Source organism: Kitasatospora sp. NPDC022785, from assembly GCF_055561295.1.
This window is the reverse complement of sequence record NZ_JBVHHB010000020.1, coordinates 14,130-28,913: the sequence shown is the minus strand read 5'-3', so window position 1 is coordinate 28,913 and position 14,784 is coordinate 14,130. Positions and strand designations below refer to the sequence as shown.

12 protein-coding genes and 1 tRNA gene are annotated in these 14,784 nt (G+C 74.3%); 8 read left to right on the top strand and 5 right to left on the bottom strand.

Annotation, left to right across the window (positions count from 1 at the left end; genetic code table 11):
- Nucleotides 1-55: 55 nt before the first annotated feature.
- The gene (locus ACZ3YO_RS27090; RefSeq protein ID WP_465574055.1) at nucleotides 56-604 is read right to left on the bottom strand and encodes a single-stranded DNA-binding protein; all 549 of its coding nucleotides are present in this window, start codon (nucleotides 602-604) and stop codon (nucleotides 56-58) included.
- 651 nt (nucleotides 605-1,255) lie between these two features.
- Between ACZ3YO_RS27090 and ACZ3YO_RS27085 the strand changes: the two genes are divergently transcribed.
- A tRNA-Arg gene (locus ACZ3YO_RS27085) sits at nucleotides 1,256-1,328 on the top strand.
- A gap of 368 nt (nucleotides 1,329-1,696) precedes the next feature.
- Here ACZ3YO_RS27085 and ACZ3YO_RS27080 read toward each other — a convergent pair.
- Nucleotides 1,697-2,329, bottom strand: a complete 633-nt coding sequence (locus tag ACZ3YO_RS27080) for a TetR/AcrR family transcriptional regulator (RefSeq protein WP_465574053.1) — start codon at nucleotides 2,327-2,329, stop codon at nucleotides 1,697-1,699.
- 103 nt (nucleotides 2,330-2,432) lie between these two features.
- On the opposite strand from ACZ3YO_RS27080, the gene ACZ3YO_RS27075 reads away from it, so the two are divergent.
- Nucleotides 2,433-2,981, top strand: a complete 549-nt coding sequence (locus ACZ3YO_RS27075; protein ID WP_465574050.1) for a GNAT family N-acetyltransferase — start codon at nucleotides 2,433-2,435, stop codon at nucleotides 2,979-2,981.
- 158 nt (nucleotides 2,982-3,139) lie between these two features.
- Here the strand turns inward: ACZ3YO_RS27075 and ACZ3YO_RS27070 are convergent, their stop codons facing one another.
- The gene (locus ACZ3YO_RS27070; protein ID WP_465574048.1) at nucleotides 3,140-4,615 is read right to left on the bottom strand and encodes an MFS transporter; all 1,476 of its coding nucleotides are present in this window, start codon (nucleotides 4,613-4,615) and stop codon (nucleotides 3,140-3,142) included.
- 239 nt (nucleotides 4,616-4,854) lie between these two features.
- On the opposite strand from ACZ3YO_RS27070, the gene ACZ3YO_RS27065 reads away from it, so the two are divergent.
- The 3 genes from ACZ3YO_RS27065 to ACZ3YO_RS27055 all read left to right on the top strand — a co-directional run bounded on the left by ACZ3YO_RS27065 (nucleotide 4,855) and on the right by ACZ3YO_RS27055 (nucleotide 7,136).
- The gene (locus tag ACZ3YO_RS27065; RefSeq protein WP_465574045.1) at nucleotides 4,855-5,541 is read left to right on the top strand and encodes a TetR family transcriptional regulator; all 687 of its coding nucleotides are present in this window, start codon (nucleotides 4,855-4,857) and stop codon (nucleotides 5,539-5,541) included.
- A gap of 127 nt (nucleotides 5,542-5,668) precedes the next feature.
- Nucleotides 5,669-6,478 carry an enoyl-CoA hydratase/isomerase family protein gene (locus tag ACZ3YO_RS27060; RefSeq protein ID WP_465574043.1) on the top strand — a complete coding sequence of 270 codons (810 nt, stop codon included), beginning with the start codon at nucleotides 5,669-5,671 and terminating at the stop codon, nucleotides 6,476-6,478.
- Nucleotides 6,479-6,548: 70 nt separating this feature from the next.
- Complete coding sequence (locus tag ACZ3YO_RS27055) at nucleotides 6,549-7,136, top strand: phosphatase PAP2 family protein (protein ID WP_465574040.1); 588 nt, start codon at nucleotides 6,549-6,551, stop codon at nucleotides 7,134-7,136.
- A 13-nt stretch (nucleotides 7,137-7,149) separates the two neighbouring features.
- Here the strand turns inward: ACZ3YO_RS27055 and ACZ3YO_RS27050 are convergent, their stop codons facing one another.
- Nucleotides 7,150-8,370 carry an acyl-CoA dehydrogenase family protein gene (locus tag ACZ3YO_RS27050; protein ID WP_465547421.1) on the bottom strand — a complete coding sequence of 407 codons (1,221 nt, stop codon included), beginning with the start codon at nucleotides 8,368-8,370 and terminating at the stop codon, nucleotides 7,150-7,152.
- A 152-nt stretch (nucleotides 8,371-8,522) separates the two neighbouring features.
- On the opposite strand from ACZ3YO_RS27050, the gene ACZ3YO_RS27045 reads away from it, so the two are divergent.
- Nucleotides 8,523-9,149, top strand: a complete 627-nt coding sequence (locus tag ACZ3YO_RS27045) for a TetR/AcrR family transcriptional regulator (RefSeq protein ID WP_465574037.1) — start codon at nucleotides 8,523-8,525, stop codon at nucleotides 9,147-9,149.
- Between the two features lie 157 nt (nucleotides 9,150-9,306).
- Nucleotides 9,307-10,773 (top strand): cellulase family glycosylhydrolase, encoded by a 1,467-nt coding sequence (locus ACZ3YO_RS27040; protein WP_465574034.1) that lies wholly within the window; start codon nucleotides 9,307-9,309, stop codon nucleotides 10,771-10,773.
- 82 nt (nucleotides 10,774-10,855) lie between these two features.
- On the opposite strand, the gene ACZ3YO_RS27035 is transcribed toward ACZ3YO_RS27040, so the two are convergent.
- Nucleotides 10,856-12,880, bottom strand: a complete 2,025-nt coding sequence (locus ACZ3YO_RS27035; RefSeq protein WP_465574032.1) for a M3 family metallopeptidase — start codon at nucleotides 12,878-12,880, stop codon at nucleotides 10,856-10,858.
- 171 nt (nucleotides 12,881-13,051) lie between these two features.
- On the opposite strand from ACZ3YO_RS27035, the gene ACZ3YO_RS27030 reads away from it, so the two are divergent.
- A complete protein-coding gene (locus ACZ3YO_RS27030) occupies nucleotides 13,052-14,767 on the top strand; it encodes a bifunctional 3'-5' exonuclease/DNA polymerase (RefSeq protein WP_465574029.1) in 1,716 nt (571 codons plus the stop codon).
- Nucleotides 14,768-14,784: the final 17 nt, after the last annotated feature.

The window sequence follows — 14,784 nt, the reverse complement described above, 5'->3', positions numbered from 1 at the left end:
GGGCTCAACAACCGTCTCGATCAACATATTTGTCGACAGTTGAGATCCCTGCTGGTCAGATCAAGGCCATCTGCTCTTCACCTCCGGTCGACATGCCGTCCACCTCCTCGCCGGCCACCACGGCCACCCCCGAACCCGCCGGCGGGGCCTCGGCCGGCGCCAACGCCGAGACCTTCCGCGCATGCAGTGCGTCTGCGATCCACCCGGGCACCGCCTCGTCGAGCACCTCCCCACCGCCACCCGGCGGCTCACCCCGCACCCCCGCCGCCCATGTGAAGGCCGCAGTACCACGACTGAGATCGTGTCCGACCGATCGGGCGTCGATCTCGACCCGGCTGCGCCTGGCCTCGCCGTCCGTCCACTCACGCACCCTCAGCCGACCGCTCACCACCACCGGATCGCCCTTCGACAGCGAGCCGATCAGATGACCCGCCAGCGCCCGCCACGCCGTCACCGTCACCCACTGCGTCTCGCCGTCCACCCACCCCTCCTTCTGCCGGTCGTAACGCCGCTCCGTCGACGCCAGCCGGAAGTTCGCCACCGGCACTCCGGCGGCCGTCCGCGCGTAGGTCACCTCGGTCGCGACATTGCCGATCACCGTCACCTGAGTCCCGTTCACAGAACACGCTCCGTTCTCTCCGATGCACCGTACGGAATCAACCGGTGCGAGTTGAGAGTGCAGTTCCGGGGAAATCCGGACCAGTGAGATCGGAAATCCTGTGGACAACTCGGCCCTGTGGAAAACCGGCGTCACTCACAGGGGTGAATTTCGGCCTTGCGGTACTACTTCCAGCCCCTCTTCTGCGCGGTCATGACAACAAACGACCCGCTTCCCGCCCCGTCGGGACACCCCCAAGGGTGGCCCGGCCGGCCGTCCGCCCACGTCATCCGACCGAACGAACCCGAATACGGCCCCCCACCCGCGGTGACGGTCGTGCTTTCTCCGTGCCGAATCCATAACGGGTGAGGCGGCAGCCCCGTAACGACTGCACAACGTCCGGCGCCGAAGACCGTCAGACCGCTGCACGCACGGCCTTCACCTGCGATTATCGGACCGCTCCACCGAAGCCGACACACCCGCGACGGTGTTGTTACACCCGGCCGAGGAACTGGGCACCCTTATCCTGTCCCCGACAGGGCAAGGGTCCGCCAACCCCCACCCCCACCCTCAGGTACGGGGCCGGACAGCGGGCGCCACACGCGCTCGTCGCCCGATCCCGGCAACGGTCACGCCCCCCAGGGCGCCGCCCGTCCCGCCCCCATAGCTCAGCGGATAGAGCACCCGCCTTCTAAGCGGTAGGTCGCAGGTTCGAATCCTGCTGGGGGCACCCACGCGCGAATTCCCGCAGGCCACCACGCCGGTGGGGCCTATGCCGGCCCGGCCGCCGGGAAAAGCACGCACACCGACCGCACATAACCCGTGACAATGCGTGTCGTCGCCGCGTCGGAAACGACCCCATGGGAAACACCGGCACCGGCCGACCGCACCACGCGGACGGGTCGGGCTCGAACGGAAACCCGCGGGCCAATCCGGCACCGCCCCCGGCCCGGGCCGGCAGTGCCGACGAGCTCCGGGGCACGCCCCGCGGACGCACGCCCACGGTCCGCGCCCACCCCGGCCGCACGCCACACCCGACCGACCCGGCCCCGGCCCCGTCCGCGCCACGACCGCACGCCGGCCCCGGCCGGGTCCGCACTACGACGCGGGCCGGCTCCCCGAGGCCACCAGCCCCGCCAGGTAGGCGTCCAGCAGCTCCGCCTGCCGTGCGGGCGGGAACTCCGCCGGGGCGAACAGGGCCTGCACGACCAGCCCCAGCACGAAGGCCTGCGCCCCCGCCGCGAGCTGAGCCGCATCCACGCCCGCAGGCAGTTCGCCGAGCCGCTGCGCGGCCGCCACGTACCCGCTCAGCGCCTCCCGCGCCCGGGCGTACCGCGCGGCGTGCGCGTCCGCCAGCTCCGGGTCGGCCAGCGCGACGTCCCAGGAGCCGACCCAGATCCGGTTGCCGGCCGTGGCCGGTCCGTCCAGCGGGAGGATGTCGAGCAGCGCCGCCCGCAGCCGGGCCAGCCCGGCCGGCGGCGGCGCACTGCCGTCGGCGGGCGCGGCGCGGCGCGGGCGTTCGAGGGAGCGCCGGTCCAGCTCGTCGAGCGCGTAGGCCACCAGGGCCCGCTTGTTGGGGAAGTAGTGCGTCAGCAACCCGGTCGAGGCACCCATTTCGGCGGCCACCGCGCGCAGCGTCAGCCCCTCGAAGCCGCGGGAGGAGAGCACCCGCCAGACCGCCTCGGAGACTTCCAGGCGTCGGGCGTCATGGTCTCCACGGGCGGGCGTCATGGGGGCTATCCTACATACCAAACGTTTGTTATGTATGTAGGGTCCACCCCGGACCGCCCGCCTGGGCCACCGCCCCGGACCGCTTCCTCGAAAGGCCCTGCCCATGTTCACCGTCGCGCTCGCCGACAACGCCGTGCTCTGCCCGCTGGAACCGTGGCAGGCCCCCGAGTTCCTCGCCCACATGGACCGCGCCCGCGCCCACACCGATCCGTGGATCGGCTGGGCCGGCCACTCCACCGACCTGGACTCGGCCCGCGCGACCCTCCAGCGCTACGCCGACCGGCAGGCCGCCGACGCCGGCCGGATCTTCGGCATCCGGGTCGACGGCACCCTGGTCGGCGGCGTGATGTTCCCGCAGTTCGACGCCGCCGCCGGCAACTGCGAGATCGGGGTCTGGACGGAGCCCGCCGGCGAGGGCCGGGGCCTGGTGGCCGCCGCCGTCCGCCACCTGATCGACTACGCCTTCACCACCCGGGGCATGCACCGGATCGAGTGGTACACCAGCCCGGCCAACCTCCGCAGCCGGGCGCTCGCCCAGCGGCTGGGCATGAAGCTGGACGGCACGATGCGGGAGCACTACCCGCACAACGGCGTCCGGCACGACAAGGAGGTCTGGTCGCTCCTCGCCCACGAGTGGAAGCCCTCCGCCTGACCCGGCCCACCCCGCCTGCCCGTCCCGCCTGCCCGTCCACCCGGCCCCGCCACCCCGGCCCACGGTGGCACCCCCGGACCGACAGCGCGGACGCGGCAGGGGCCCGGCGGACCGAAGTCCACCGGGCCCACGCCGACCGGCCCCCCGACCGGCCGGGCTCAGGCAGCCAGCACCTGCCGCTCGACGGCCGGCTCCTCCGCCGGACGCCGCGGCAGCCGCAGCGCGAGCACCACGACCAGCGCCATCACCCCGGCCGCCGAGAGGAAGACCACGTCCACCGCATCGACGAAGCCCTGCACCGCGTGTTCCCGGGCCGCACCGGTCATCCGGCCGACCGCGCCGAGCGGGGTGCCGGGCTCGCCGCGCTCGAAGACCCGGGCGAGCAGGGTGCCGAAGAGCGCCGCCCCCAGCGCGTTGCCGAGCGTCTGGAAGAACCGGATGCCGGTGGTGGCGACACCCAACTGGTGTGACGGAGCGGCGTCCTGGACGACGGTGATGAGCCGGCCGATCAACTGGCCGAGGCCGACGCCGAGCAGCCCCAGCTCGGCCCGCACCAGCCAGAGCGAGGTGTCCGGGCCGCTCTGCCCGAGCAGCAGCAGCGCGACGGTGGCGCAGGCCCCACCGGCGGCCAGGAGCGTCCTGTCCTGGACGCCGCGCGCGGTCAGCCGGTTGACCGCCATGCCGACGACCGTCATTCCGGTAGCCATCGGGATCAGGTAGAGGCTGGCCGAGGTCGCGGCCACGCCGCGGGCGACCTGCAGGTACAGCATCACGTACATGATCGCGCCCATCAGCCCCATGCCGACCAGCCCCTGCACCGCGAAGCCGATCCGGATCTCCGGGACGCGGAAGAGCGAGAGCGGCAGCACCGGCTCCGCGGCGGTGGCCTGGCGCCGGAGGAACAGGCCGAGGGAGGCCACGACGGCAGCGGCCAGCGCGAGGATCTGCGGGGAGGTCCAGGCGTAGTCCTTGCCGCCCCACTCGGTCAGCAGCAGCAGCGAGGTGGCGAACGCCGCGGCGAGCGTGGCGCCGGCGAAGTCCAGGCCGCGGCGTCCGGCGCCCTTCGGGAGCTTGAGCACGAGGGCGGCGCCGACCAGGACGAGCAGGCCGAGCGGCAGGTTGACGTAGAAGATCCAGCGCCAGTCGAGGTGGTCCGCGAGGAGAGCGCCGATCAGCGGGCCGAGGGCCATGCCGGCGCCGGCGACGATGCCGCCCAGGCCGCCCCCGCCGCCCTTCTTCCCGCCCTCCGGGCCCTTGAGCTGGGCGATCACCACCATGGTCACGCTCATCAGCCCGCCGCCGCCGATCCCCTGGACGGCCCGGAAGGCGATCAGCTGCTCCATCGACTGCGCCGCCCCGCAGAGCGCCGAGCCGAACAGGAAGGTGCCGACGGCCGCGAGCAGCACCCGCTTGGCGCCGTGGAGGTCGCAGAGCTTGCCGTAGAGCGGCAGCAGTGCGGTGGCGGCCAGGGCGAACGCGCTGACCAGCCAGGGCAGCCGGTCGACGCCGTGGACGGGGTCGAGGTCCCGGACGATCGGCACGGTGGCCGCCGACACGATGTTCGTGTCGAGCACGGCCAGGATCATCGTGATCAGGCAGAGCAGCATGCCCAGCTTGCGCTGAGGCTCTGTCATCAGAGCCGCTGACGGCGCGGTGGCGGTCATCGGAAGTCCCCCCGGGGTAGCGGAATTCGGGCGATCGAGCAGGAGCCGGGCCGCACCGGGGAGGCCCGGCCCGGCGGCACGGCACCACCATGACAGTCTTTTTTGACCCGGTCAATTCTTCGTCCCGACCAATCTTCTGACTGAACCAATCTTCTGACCCAGCACATATTCCGACCTGGTACATGTTTGATCCTGGTACAGTCGCGCTCATGGTGAAGAGCACTGGGGCCGGCGCCCACGACGGGCTGAGCCTGCGCGAGCGCAAGAAGCGGCAGACGGCCATGCGGATCTGGCACAGTGCCGTCGCCCTGTTCGCCGAGCGGGGCTTCGACGAGGTGTCGGTGGCCGAGATCGCCGCCGCCGCCGACGTCTCGAAGATGACCGTCTTCAACTACTTCCCGTCCAAGGAAGACCTGGTCATGGCGCCGATGGAGCAGCACACCGACGAGCCCGCCAGGGTGGTGCGCGAGCGCGCCCCCGGCACCTCGGTGGTGGCCGCGCTGCGCACCCACTTCCTGGCCGCACTGGCCGAGTTCGACCCGGCCACCGGCCTCAACGACCACCGGTTCACCGTCGACGTGGTGCGGCTGATCCACCGGACCCCCGCGCTGGCCCTGCGCGCGACCACCGCGTTCGGCCACGCGGCGAACGAGCTGCTGGCCGCCGAGCTGCTGGCCGAGGACCCGGCGGGCGACCGGCTCCTCGCCCAAGCGGCGGCCGCCCAACTGCTCGGCGTCCGGACGACGTTGACCAGCGAGAACCAGCGCCGGATGATGGCCGGCGAGCGGGCCGCCGAGGTGCTGCCGGAGGCCGTCGAGAATGCGAGGCGCGCCTTCGACCTGGTCGAGCACGGCCTCGGCGACTACGGCACCCGCACGCCCGGGGCCCCCGCCTGAGACCTGCCTGAGACCTGCCCGTGGCCCCTGCCCGAGACCCGCGTCGGGGCCCCTGCCCGAGACCCGCGTCGGGGCCCCGCCCGCGCCGCCTGAGAGAGTGTCCGCACCACGATCTCCGGAGGTGCGCATGGACCAGCCGCTGCTCACGCGGGACCGCTCCCCGCTGCCCACCCACGTCGACGGCCTCCGCGCCCACGTCGGCGAGGACGGCGTCGCCGTGCTGAAGTTCACCCGGCCGGCCCGGCGCAACGCCATCACCCTGGCGATCTGGCAGGCGCTGCCCGAGGTGCTGCTCCGGATCGCCGAACAGCCCGGTGTCCGCGCCCTCCTGGTCACCGGCGCGGGCGGCACCTTCAGTGCCGGCGCGGACATCGCCGAGTTGTCCGAGGTCTACGCCGATCCGGACCACGCCGACGCCTACCACGCCTCCAACGTCGCCGCCGAGGAGGCGCTGGCGGACTTCCCGCACCCGACGATCGCGGTGGTGCACGGCGCCTGCGTCGGCGGCGGCTGTCAGCTGGCGGTCGCCTGCGACCTCCGGTGGGTCGCCGACGACGCGCGGATGGGCATCACCCCGGCCAAGCTCGGGGTGGTCTACCCGGCCGTCCCCACCCTGCGGCTGGCCAGGCTGGTGGGGCCCTCCCGGGCCAAGCTCCTGCTGTTCTCCGGCGAGCTGCTGACGGGAGTGCGCGCCTCGGCGATCGGCCTCGCCGACCGGGTCCTGCCCGCCGCCGAACTGGACGCCGACGCCCTGGAGTTCGCCCGGCTGCTGACGCGGCGCTCGCCGCAGACGATCGGTGCGGTGAAGGCGGCGCTGGGCGGCGCGCCGGAGGAGGCCGCCGCGGCGCTGCGGCCGTGGGAGATCCGCTCCCGGGAGGCCCCGGACGTGCGCGAGGGCCTCGCCGCGTTCCTGGAGGGCCGCCCGCCCCGGTTCTGATCGCTCCCACCCGGACCACTACGATCACCCGGTCGAAGATCCAGCCGAGCCGCCGGGAGCGCCCACCGCGATGACCACTCCGACGAGCACCACCCTCTGGGCCCGCCGGGTCACCGACGGCGTCGAGCCCAAGAACGTGATCATCGCGATGCTGCCGCTGCTCGGCGCCCTGCGCTACGGCTGGCGGGGCCTCGGCTGGGCACTGTTCGCGGCGCTGTTCGCCGCCGTCGTCCCGACCCTGTTCATCCGGCGCGGCGTCCGCAAGGGAACGCTGGAGGACCGCCACGTCGGCCACCGGCAGCGGCGGCTCACGGTGTTCCCGTTCATCATGGGGTCGGTGCTGACCAGCTTCGCGGTGATGGTCCGGCTGGACGCGCCGGCCGACCTGACCGCGATGGTGCTGGCGATGTTCGCCTCGCTGGTGCCGATCCTGGTGATCACCGTCTGGTGGAAGGTCTCCGTCCACACCGCCGTGGCGAGCGGCGCGGTGGTCTGCCTGGCGATCGCGCTCGGCCCGTGGTGGCTGGTGCTCGCCCCGCTGGTGGCCCTGATCGGCTGGTCCCGGGTGGTGCTGCGGGACCACACCACCGCGCAGACGATCGCCGGCGCGGTGGTGGGCGCCCTCACCGCCGGGCTCACCTTCTGGGCGGCCCGCTGACGCCGGCCGCGGGTCAGCGGATCGGCATCCCGGAGATCGCCCGGGCGATCACCAGCCGCTGGATCTCGCTGGTGCCCTCGAAGATCGAGTAGATCGCGCTGTCCCGGTGCATCCGCTCCACCGGGTACTCGCGGGTGAACCCGTTGCCGCCGAGGATCTGCATCGCCTGCGCGGTGACCCACTTGGCGGTCTCGCCCGCGTAGAGCTTGGACATCGAGCCCTCGGCCGCGGTGAACGGCTGGTTGTTGGCCGCCATCCAGGACGCCCGCCAGACCAGCAGCCGGGCCGCGTCGATCCGGGTCTTCATGTCGGCCAGCTGGAAGGCCACGCCCTGGTTGTCGATGATCGGCCGGCCGAACTGCACCCGGGTCCTGGCGTAGTCGAGGGCCACCTCGTACGCGGCCCGGGCGATGCCGATCGCCTGCGCGCCGACGGCCGGGCGGGAGGCCTCGAAGGTGGCCATCGCGGCGTTCTTGCCCTTTCCGCTCCGGGTGCCCTCACGGGCCCGGGCCAGCCGCTCGTCGAGCTTCTCCTTGCCGCCGAGCAGGCAGTGACCGGGCACCCGGACGGAGTCCAGCACCACCTCGGCGGTGTGCGAGGCGCGGATGCCGTGCTTCTTGAACTTCTGGCCCTGGCTCAGCCCCGGGGTGCCCGGCGGCACCACGAAGGAGGCCTGCCCGCGCGAGCCGAGCGCGGGGTCGACGGTGGCGACCACGACGTGGACGGCGGCGATCCCGCCGTTGGTGGCCCAGGTCTTGGTGCCGTTCAGCACCCACTCGCCGGTGGCCTCGTCGTGGACGGCGCGGGTGCGCAGCGCTGAGACGTCGGAGCCGGCGTCCGGCTCGGACGAGCAGAACGCCGCCACCTTGACGTCGTCCGGGGTGCCGAACATCTGCGGCGCCCAGGTGCCGATCTGCTCCTCGGTGCCGTTGGCGAGCACCGCGACGGCGGCCAGCGTGGTGCCGACGATGGACAGGCCGATGCCGGCGTCGCCCCAGAACAGCTCCTCCATGGCGATCGGGATACCGACGCCGGAGGGGTCGAAGTACTGCTGGGCGTAGAAGTCCAGGGAGTAGATGCCGAGCTTGGCGGCCTCCTGGATGACCGGCCAGGGGGTCTCCTCCCGCTCGTCCCACTCGGCCGCGGCCGGGCGCATGACGTCGGCGGCAAAGCCGTGCAGCCAGTCGCGTACGGCGAGCTGGTCCGCGCCCGGGTCCAGCGAGAACGTGCCCATGATGCATACCTCCGATGAAGAGCCGGCTGCCGGGAGGCGGCCCGCCGCCGGCAGCTGCCGGCGCGGCCACGCCGGGTGTTACCCCCGGTAACATCGAGGGAGTCTGCTACTGATTGGTAACTGATGTCAACGGCCCGAACGAGGAGCAGCGCATGTCCCCAGAGCCCCGCCGCGAGCAGCTGCTCAACGCCGCCGACCGGGTGATCCAGCGGGACGGCCCGGCCGCCAGCATGAACGCCATCGCCGCCGAGGCCGGGATCACCAAGCCCATCCTGTACCGCCACTTCGGCGACCGGAACGGCCTGATCGGGGCGCTGACCGAGCGCCACACCAGCGGCCTGCTGGCCGCCGTCCGGGCCGCGCTCAGCGAGCCGCTGGAGCGCCGCGACCGGGTCGAGCACGTACTGGACACCTACCTGGCCGGGATCGAGGCCCGCCCGCAGGTCTACCGGCTGCTCACGCACCCCGAGCCCGGAGACCCGAGCGGTGTCGGCCACGCGCTCGCCCCGGCACTGCGGCAGATCGCGGAGGAGATCACCCGGGCCGTCGAGAGTCAGGTCGACCTCGGCGCGGACCGCGAACTCCTCGCCGAGGCCTGGGGCCGCGGCATCACCGGCATGGTGCTGGCGGCCGGCGACTGGTGGCTGGAGTCGAGACCGTGCTCGCGCACCCGGATGGTCCAGGCGCTCGCCGACCTGCTCTGGGGCCGGCTCGCGGCCGCCGCCGACCTGCCCACCGCCGCCCTCCCCGCCCCGGCCGCCGAGCCGCCGCCGGCCTGAACCCCGCCCCGGCCGCCGAGCCGCCGCCGGCCTGAACCCCGCCCCGGCCGACGCCGAACCCGGCCCGAACTCTTGTGCAGTACACGGCGATCCGGGCATCATCGGGCCCCACCCCCCGGCCCGCGAGCCTCGGCCCGCGAGATCCTGTGAGGTCCCGATGCGTCTGCGCCGCACCGCCGTTGCCCTCCTGCTCGCCGCCACCACCGCCGTCACCACGCCGCTCGCCGCCAACCCGGCCGCGGCCCGGGCGGCGCCGCACCGGGCGGAGTTCCCCACCGGGACGGCCACCGCCCCCGACGGCCGCACCAGTCTCACCGACGACTCCGGCCGCCGGCTCCAGCTGCGCGGCTTCAACCTCGACAAGTACGCCGAGGCCACCGAGCAGGACGTCAGGTCCCTCGCGGAGCAGGGCTTCACGCTGATCCGGGTGCCCGTCTCCTGGACCAGGCTGGAGCCCGGGCGGGGCCGCCTCGACCCAGCCGAACTGGCCCGTCTGCACCGGCTGCTCGGCTGGGCCGACCGGTACGGCGTGCTGGCCCTGGTCGACTTCCACCAGGACGTCTACGGGCCGAAGTTCGGCGGCGGCGACCGCGGCATTCCGCTCTGGGCCACCCGCGACGACGGCCTGCCGTTCACCCCGGACCCGGACGACTGGTTCGCCGGCTACTTCCAGCCCGCCGTCCAGGCCGCCTTCCGTCACCTCTACGACGACCCCGACCTGCGCGCCTGGCAGGCCGACTTCTACACCCGGCTGGCCCGCGAACTGCGCGGCCACCGCTCCCTGTTGGGCTACGACCTGTTCAACGAGCCGTTCGGCCCGGTGGACGGCGACCCGACCGACCCGGCGGTGCTCGCCGCCGCCTCCGCCGCCCTCGAACAGGGCCGGCTCGCCGACATGTACCGCCGCCTGATCCGGGCCGTGCGCCAAGTGGACACCCACGCCTGGCTGTTCGTCGAACCGACCGTCCTGGTCGGCCAGGGCGTGCCCACCCGGCTGCCCGGCTTCACCGACCCGCGCCGGGGCGGCCCCCGGCTCGGCTACGCGCCGCACTTCTACGACACCGCGGTCGAGTCCGGCGCCGACTGGGACGAGAGCGGCGGCTTCGTCGAGCGGTACACCGCCGCGATCACCGCCTACCCGGCCGCCCAGCGGCTGCCGGTCCTGGTCGGCGAGTGGGGGCCGCCCGACTCCCGCAGGCCGGGCAACACCCGGCTGGTCCGCCGGCAGGTCGCGGCCATGGACGGCTTCGCCGCCGGCTGGGCGATGTGGTACTGGTGCCGGGGCAACGGCGGCTACTGCGCACTCGACCCGGCCGGCCGGCCCGCCCCCGGCGACGAACCGGTCTTCGGCCCCTATCCGACGGCGGTCGCCGGGACGGACGCGGCCACCACCGCGACGGCCGCCGGCCACACTGTCCGCTGGACCGCCGACGGCACCGGCCACGCCACCGAACTGGCCCTGCCCGCCGCCGCGTTCCCCACCGGCGTGCGGGTCACCGTCACCCCGGCCGGCGCGCGGGTCGACCTCGACCAGCCGGCCGGGGACCAGGCCGGCACCGCCCGGATCCGCCTCCCGCACACCCGCCCGGGCACCCCGGTCACCGTCACCGTCACACCCCGCTAGACCCCGACGGGGCCCCGTCGGCCCTCGTCGGACCCGTCGGACCCCGGGTGGCCCGCCGTGCGCGGGCCACCCTCCGAGGGCACTACGCCAGACCGCGGCGCGCCAGCAGCGGGCCGGTCTGCGGGTCTCGCCCGACCACCGCGCGGAAGGAGTCCAGCGCGTCCCGGCTGTCCCCACGCGACAGCAGCTCACGGCGGAACACCTCGCCGCTCTCCCGCACGCTCCGGCCGTTGGTCCCGAACCACTGCACCGTCTCGGCGTCCAGCACCTCCGACCAGATGTACGCGTAGTAGCCCGCGCTGTAGCCGCCCGAGAAGATGTGCGAGAAGTACGCCGTCCGGTAGCGCGGCGGGATCGCCGCCACCGCCACACCCGCCTTGGCCAGCGCCGCCGCCTCGAACTCCTCGGCGTCCGCGACCTCCTGGCCGGCCGGCAGGGTGTGCCAGGCCCAGTCCAGGAGGGTCGCCGCCAGGTACTCGACGGTGCGGAAGCCCTGTCCGAAGCCCTCCGCCGCGGCCATCCGCTCGACCGACCCGGCGGGCAGCGGCTCACCCGTCACGTGGTGCCTGGCGTAGTTGGCCAGCACCTCCGGCCGGACCATCCACATCTCGTTGACCTGCGAGGGGAACTCGACGAAGTCCCGCGGCACGGCGGTGCCCGCGAAGTACGGGTAGCGGACGTCCGAGAAGAGCCCGTGCAGGGCGTGCCCGAACTCGTGGAACAGCGTGCGGACCTCGTCCCAGGAGAGCAGCACCGGCTCCCCGGCCGCCGGCTTGGCGACGTTCAGGTTGTTGAACACCACCGGCCGCTTCCCCAGCAGCCGCGACTGGGTGACCAGCTCGTCCATCCAGGCCCCGCCGCGCTTGGACGCCCGGGCGTGGAAGTCCCCGAGGAAGAGCCCCAGCGAGCCGCCGTCCTCCTCGAACACCTCGAAGACCCGCACGTCCGGGTGGTAGGCGACGAGGTCCGGCCGCTCGGTGAAGGTCACCCCGTACGCCAGGTTGGCGGCGAAGAAGACGCCGTCCCGCAGCACCCGCTCCAGCTCGAAGTACGGGCGCAGCGCCGCCGCGTCCACCTGGTACGAGGCCTGCCGGACCTGCTCCGAGTAGTACGCCCAGTCGTGCGCGGCGATCTCCTCGATCCCGTCGGCGGCGGCCAGCTTGGCCAGCTCCTGCGCCTCCCGGCGGGCGTTGGCCACGGCCGGCGGCACCAGCCGGGCCAGCAGCCCGTCCACCGCCCCGACGCTGCCCGCCGTCTCGTCCGCCACCACGTACGCGGCGTGCGTGTCGTACCCGAGCAGCCGGGCCCGCTCGGCGCGCAGCGCGGCCATCCGGATCGCCAGCGGGCCGTTGGACTCGATCGCGCGGCCCAGCGAGGCCGCCAGCAGACGCTCGCGCACCGAGCGGTCGGTGAGGAAGGCCAGCTCGGACTGGTTGGAGAAGTTCTTCAGGCTGAGCACGTACTTGCCGTCGTGCCCGAGCGCCCGGCCGTTCTCGGCGGCGGCGGCGATCGCGTCCGGCGAGAGCCCGGCCAGCTCCTCGGCGGAGTCCAGCACCAGCGCACGGGCCTTCGAGTCGGCCGCCACGTTCTGCCGGAACTCCGAGGAGGCGGTGGCCAGTTCGGCGTTCAGCGCGCGCAGCCGCTGCTGCTCGGCGGCGCCCAGCCGGGCCCCGGCCCGGACGAAGGCGGTGTGCCACCGCTCCAGCAGCCGCAGCGACTCGGCGTCCAGGTCCAGCCCGGCGCGCCGCCCGTGCAGCTCCTCGATCCGGGCGAACAGCGCGGCGTCCAGCAGGATCGCGTCGCTGTGCGCCGCCAGCCTCGGGCTGATCTCGGCGTCCACCCGGTCCACCAGCGGCGAGGTGTCCGCGGAGGACTGGTTGTCGAAGACGGCCCGCACCCGCCGCAGCAGCGCCCCCGAGCGCTCCAGCGCGGCCACCGTGTTGTCGAAGGCCGGCGGCGCCGGATCGGCCGTGATCGCGGCGATCTCGGCGAGCTGGTCGGCCATCCCGCGCTCGAACGCGGGCAGGTAGTGCTCTTCCCGGATCTCGGCGAAGGGCGGCAGTTCGTAGACCAGGGTGCTGGGTTCGAAGAAGGGGTTCTCGGTCATTTCGCCGACCCTACGCGGTGTCACCGGCGCTGCCTACGGCCCCCGGCCGCTCGGCGGCGCACCGCCCGGGGACCAGCGCGCCACCCGGCGCGCGCGCCGTCCGGACCGCATTGTCGTACCCACCGGCTACCGTCGAGGTCCCTGCCCGTCCGTCCGAGAGGAGGAGCCCCCATGGCACCCCGGATCGCCCTCGTCCCCGACCCGCACGGCCCCGGCGGCCGGCTCCAGCCCCTCGACGACGCCGGAGCCCCGCTCGGCCCGCCCAGCGCCGCCCCCGACCTCGCCGCCGCCGTCGCCGCCGCCGAGCGGGCCGGCACCGTGCGCTGGGTCTGGGCGGCCGCCGACAGCGCCTACGCCCCGCTGCTCCCCCGGCTGCCCGACCGGCTCGCCCGCTGCCACGACCTACGGCTGACCGAGGCGCTGCTGCTGGCCCACGAGGGCCGGTTCGGCGCGCCGCGCTCGCTCGGCGCCGCCTGGGCCCGGCTCCGCGGCCTGCCCGTCCCGGCCGACCTGCCCGAACCCGGCTCCGCCGAGTACGACGACGGGCAGGACACCCTGTTCGCCCCGGACCGGCTGCAACTGCCGCCCGGTGCCGACCCGCTGGCCGCCGTCGTCGCCGTCCACGCCGAGCAGCAGCGCCGGCTGGCCGCGATCACCGACCCGGGCGCGCGCTCCCGGTTCCGGCTGCTGGTCGCCGCCGAGTCGGCCGGCGCGCTGGTCGCCGCCGAGATGGCGTACGACGGCCTGCCGTGGCGCGCCGACATCCACGACCGGCTGCTCACCGAGCTGCTCGGCCCCCGCCCCACCGTCCCCGGCAGCCGGCCCAGACTGCTCGCCGAGCTGGCCGCCGAACTCCAACAGGCCCTCGGCGGGCGCCCCTTCAACCCCGACTCGCACAGCCAGGTGCTGCGCGCCTTCGCCGACCGCGGCATCCAGCTCGGCTCCACCCGGTCCTGGGAGCTGAAGGGGGTCGACCACCCGGCCGCGAAGCTGATGGTCCGCTACAAGGAGCTCTCCCGGATCCACGCCGCGCACGGCTGGGCCTGGCAGGACGCCTGGGCCCGCGGCGGCCGGTTCCGCCCCGAGTACGTGGTCGGCGGCGTGGTCTCCGGCCGCTGGGCCAGCCGGGGCGGCGGAGCCCTGCAGATCCCCCGCATCCTGCGCCGCGCCGTGGTCGCCGACCCGGGCTGGCTGCTGGTCGTCGCCGACGCCGCCCAACTGGAGCCGCGCGTCCTCGCCGCCCTCTCCGAGGACGCCGGCCTGGCCCGCACCGCCGCCGGCGGCGACCTCTACGAGGCGCTGGCCGCCTCCGCCTTCCAGGGGGACCGCGACAAGGCCAAGCTCGGCCTGCTCGGCGCCATGTACGGGCAGACCAGCGGCGACATCGGCCCGCTGCTCGCCACCCTGCGCCGCCGCTACCCGGCCGCCATGGGCTACGTCGAGGCGGCCGCCCGCACCGGCGAGGACGGCGGCGTGGTCGCCTCCCGGCTGGGCCGGGTCTGCCCCCCGCCCTCCGCCGACTGGCTCGACCTCACCGAGGCCCCGGAGACGGCCGGGGACGCCGGCGGCCGCTCGGCCCGCGCCCGGGGCCGCTTCACCCGCAACTTCGTGATCCAGGCCAGCGCCGCCGACTGGGCGCTCGCCCTCCTCGCGGCGCTGCGCCGCCGGCTGGGCGCCCTGCCGGTGGCGGATCCGGCCGACCGGCCGCACCTGGTCTTCTTCCAGCACGACGAGGTGATCGTGCACACCCCGGCCAACCAGGCCGACGAGGTGGCCGCCGCCGTCGCCGCCTCCGCCGACGAGGCCCGGCAGCTGGTCTTCGGGGACACCCCGGTCCGGTTCCCGCTCAGCACCGCCGTGGTGGACTGCTACGCCGACGCCAAGTAGCGGCCGCAGCTCGCGGC

Bases quoted from the DNA above. Each gene is read 5' to 3' on its own strand.
- ACZ3YO_RS27080 (WP_465574053.1), bottom strand. From the start codon at position 2,329: ATGACGCCCGCCCGTGGAGACCATGACGCCCGACGCCTGGAAGTCTCC.
- ACZ3YO_RS27075 (WP_465574050.1), top strand. From the start codon at position 2,433: ATGTTCACCGTCGCGCTCGCCGACAACGCCGTGCTCTGCCCGCTGGAA.
- ACZ3YO_RS27070 (WP_465574048.1), bottom strand. From the start codon at position 4,615: ATGACAGAGCCTCAGCGCAAGCTGGGCATGCTGCTCTGCCTGATCACG.
- ACZ3YO_RS27065 (WP_465574045.1), top strand. From the start codon at position 4,855: ATGGTGAAGAGCACTGGGGCCGGCGCCCACGACGGGCTGAGCCTGCGC.
- ACZ3YO_RS27060 (WP_465574043.1), top strand. From the start codon at position 5,669: ATGGACCAGCCGCTGCTCACGCGGGACCGCTCCCCGCTGCCCACCCAC.
- ACZ3YO_RS27055 (WP_465574040.1), top strand. From the start codon at position 6,549: ATGACCACTCCGACGAGCACCACCCTCTGGGCCCGCCGGGTCACCGAC.
- ACZ3YO_RS27050 (WP_465547421.1), bottom strand. From the start codon at position 8,370: ATGGGCACGTTCTCGCTGGACCCGGGCGCGGACCAGCTCGCCGTACGC.
- ACZ3YO_RS27045 (WP_465574037.1), top strand. From the start codon at position 8,523: ATGTCCCCAGAGCCCCGCCGCGAGCAGCTGCTCAACGCCGCCGACCGG.
- ACZ3YO_RS27040 (WP_465574034.1), top strand. From the start codon at position 9,307: ATGCGTCTGCGCCGCACCGCCGTTGCCCTCCTGCTCGCCGCCACCACC.
- ACZ3YO_RS27035 (WP_465574032.1), bottom strand. From the start codon at position 12,880: ATGACCGAGAACCCCTTCTTCGAACCCAGCACCCTGGTCTACGAACTG.
- ACZ3YO_RS27030 (WP_465574029.1), top strand. From the start codon at position 13,052: ATGGCACCCCGGATCGCCCTCGTCCCCGACCCGCACGGCCCCGGCGGC.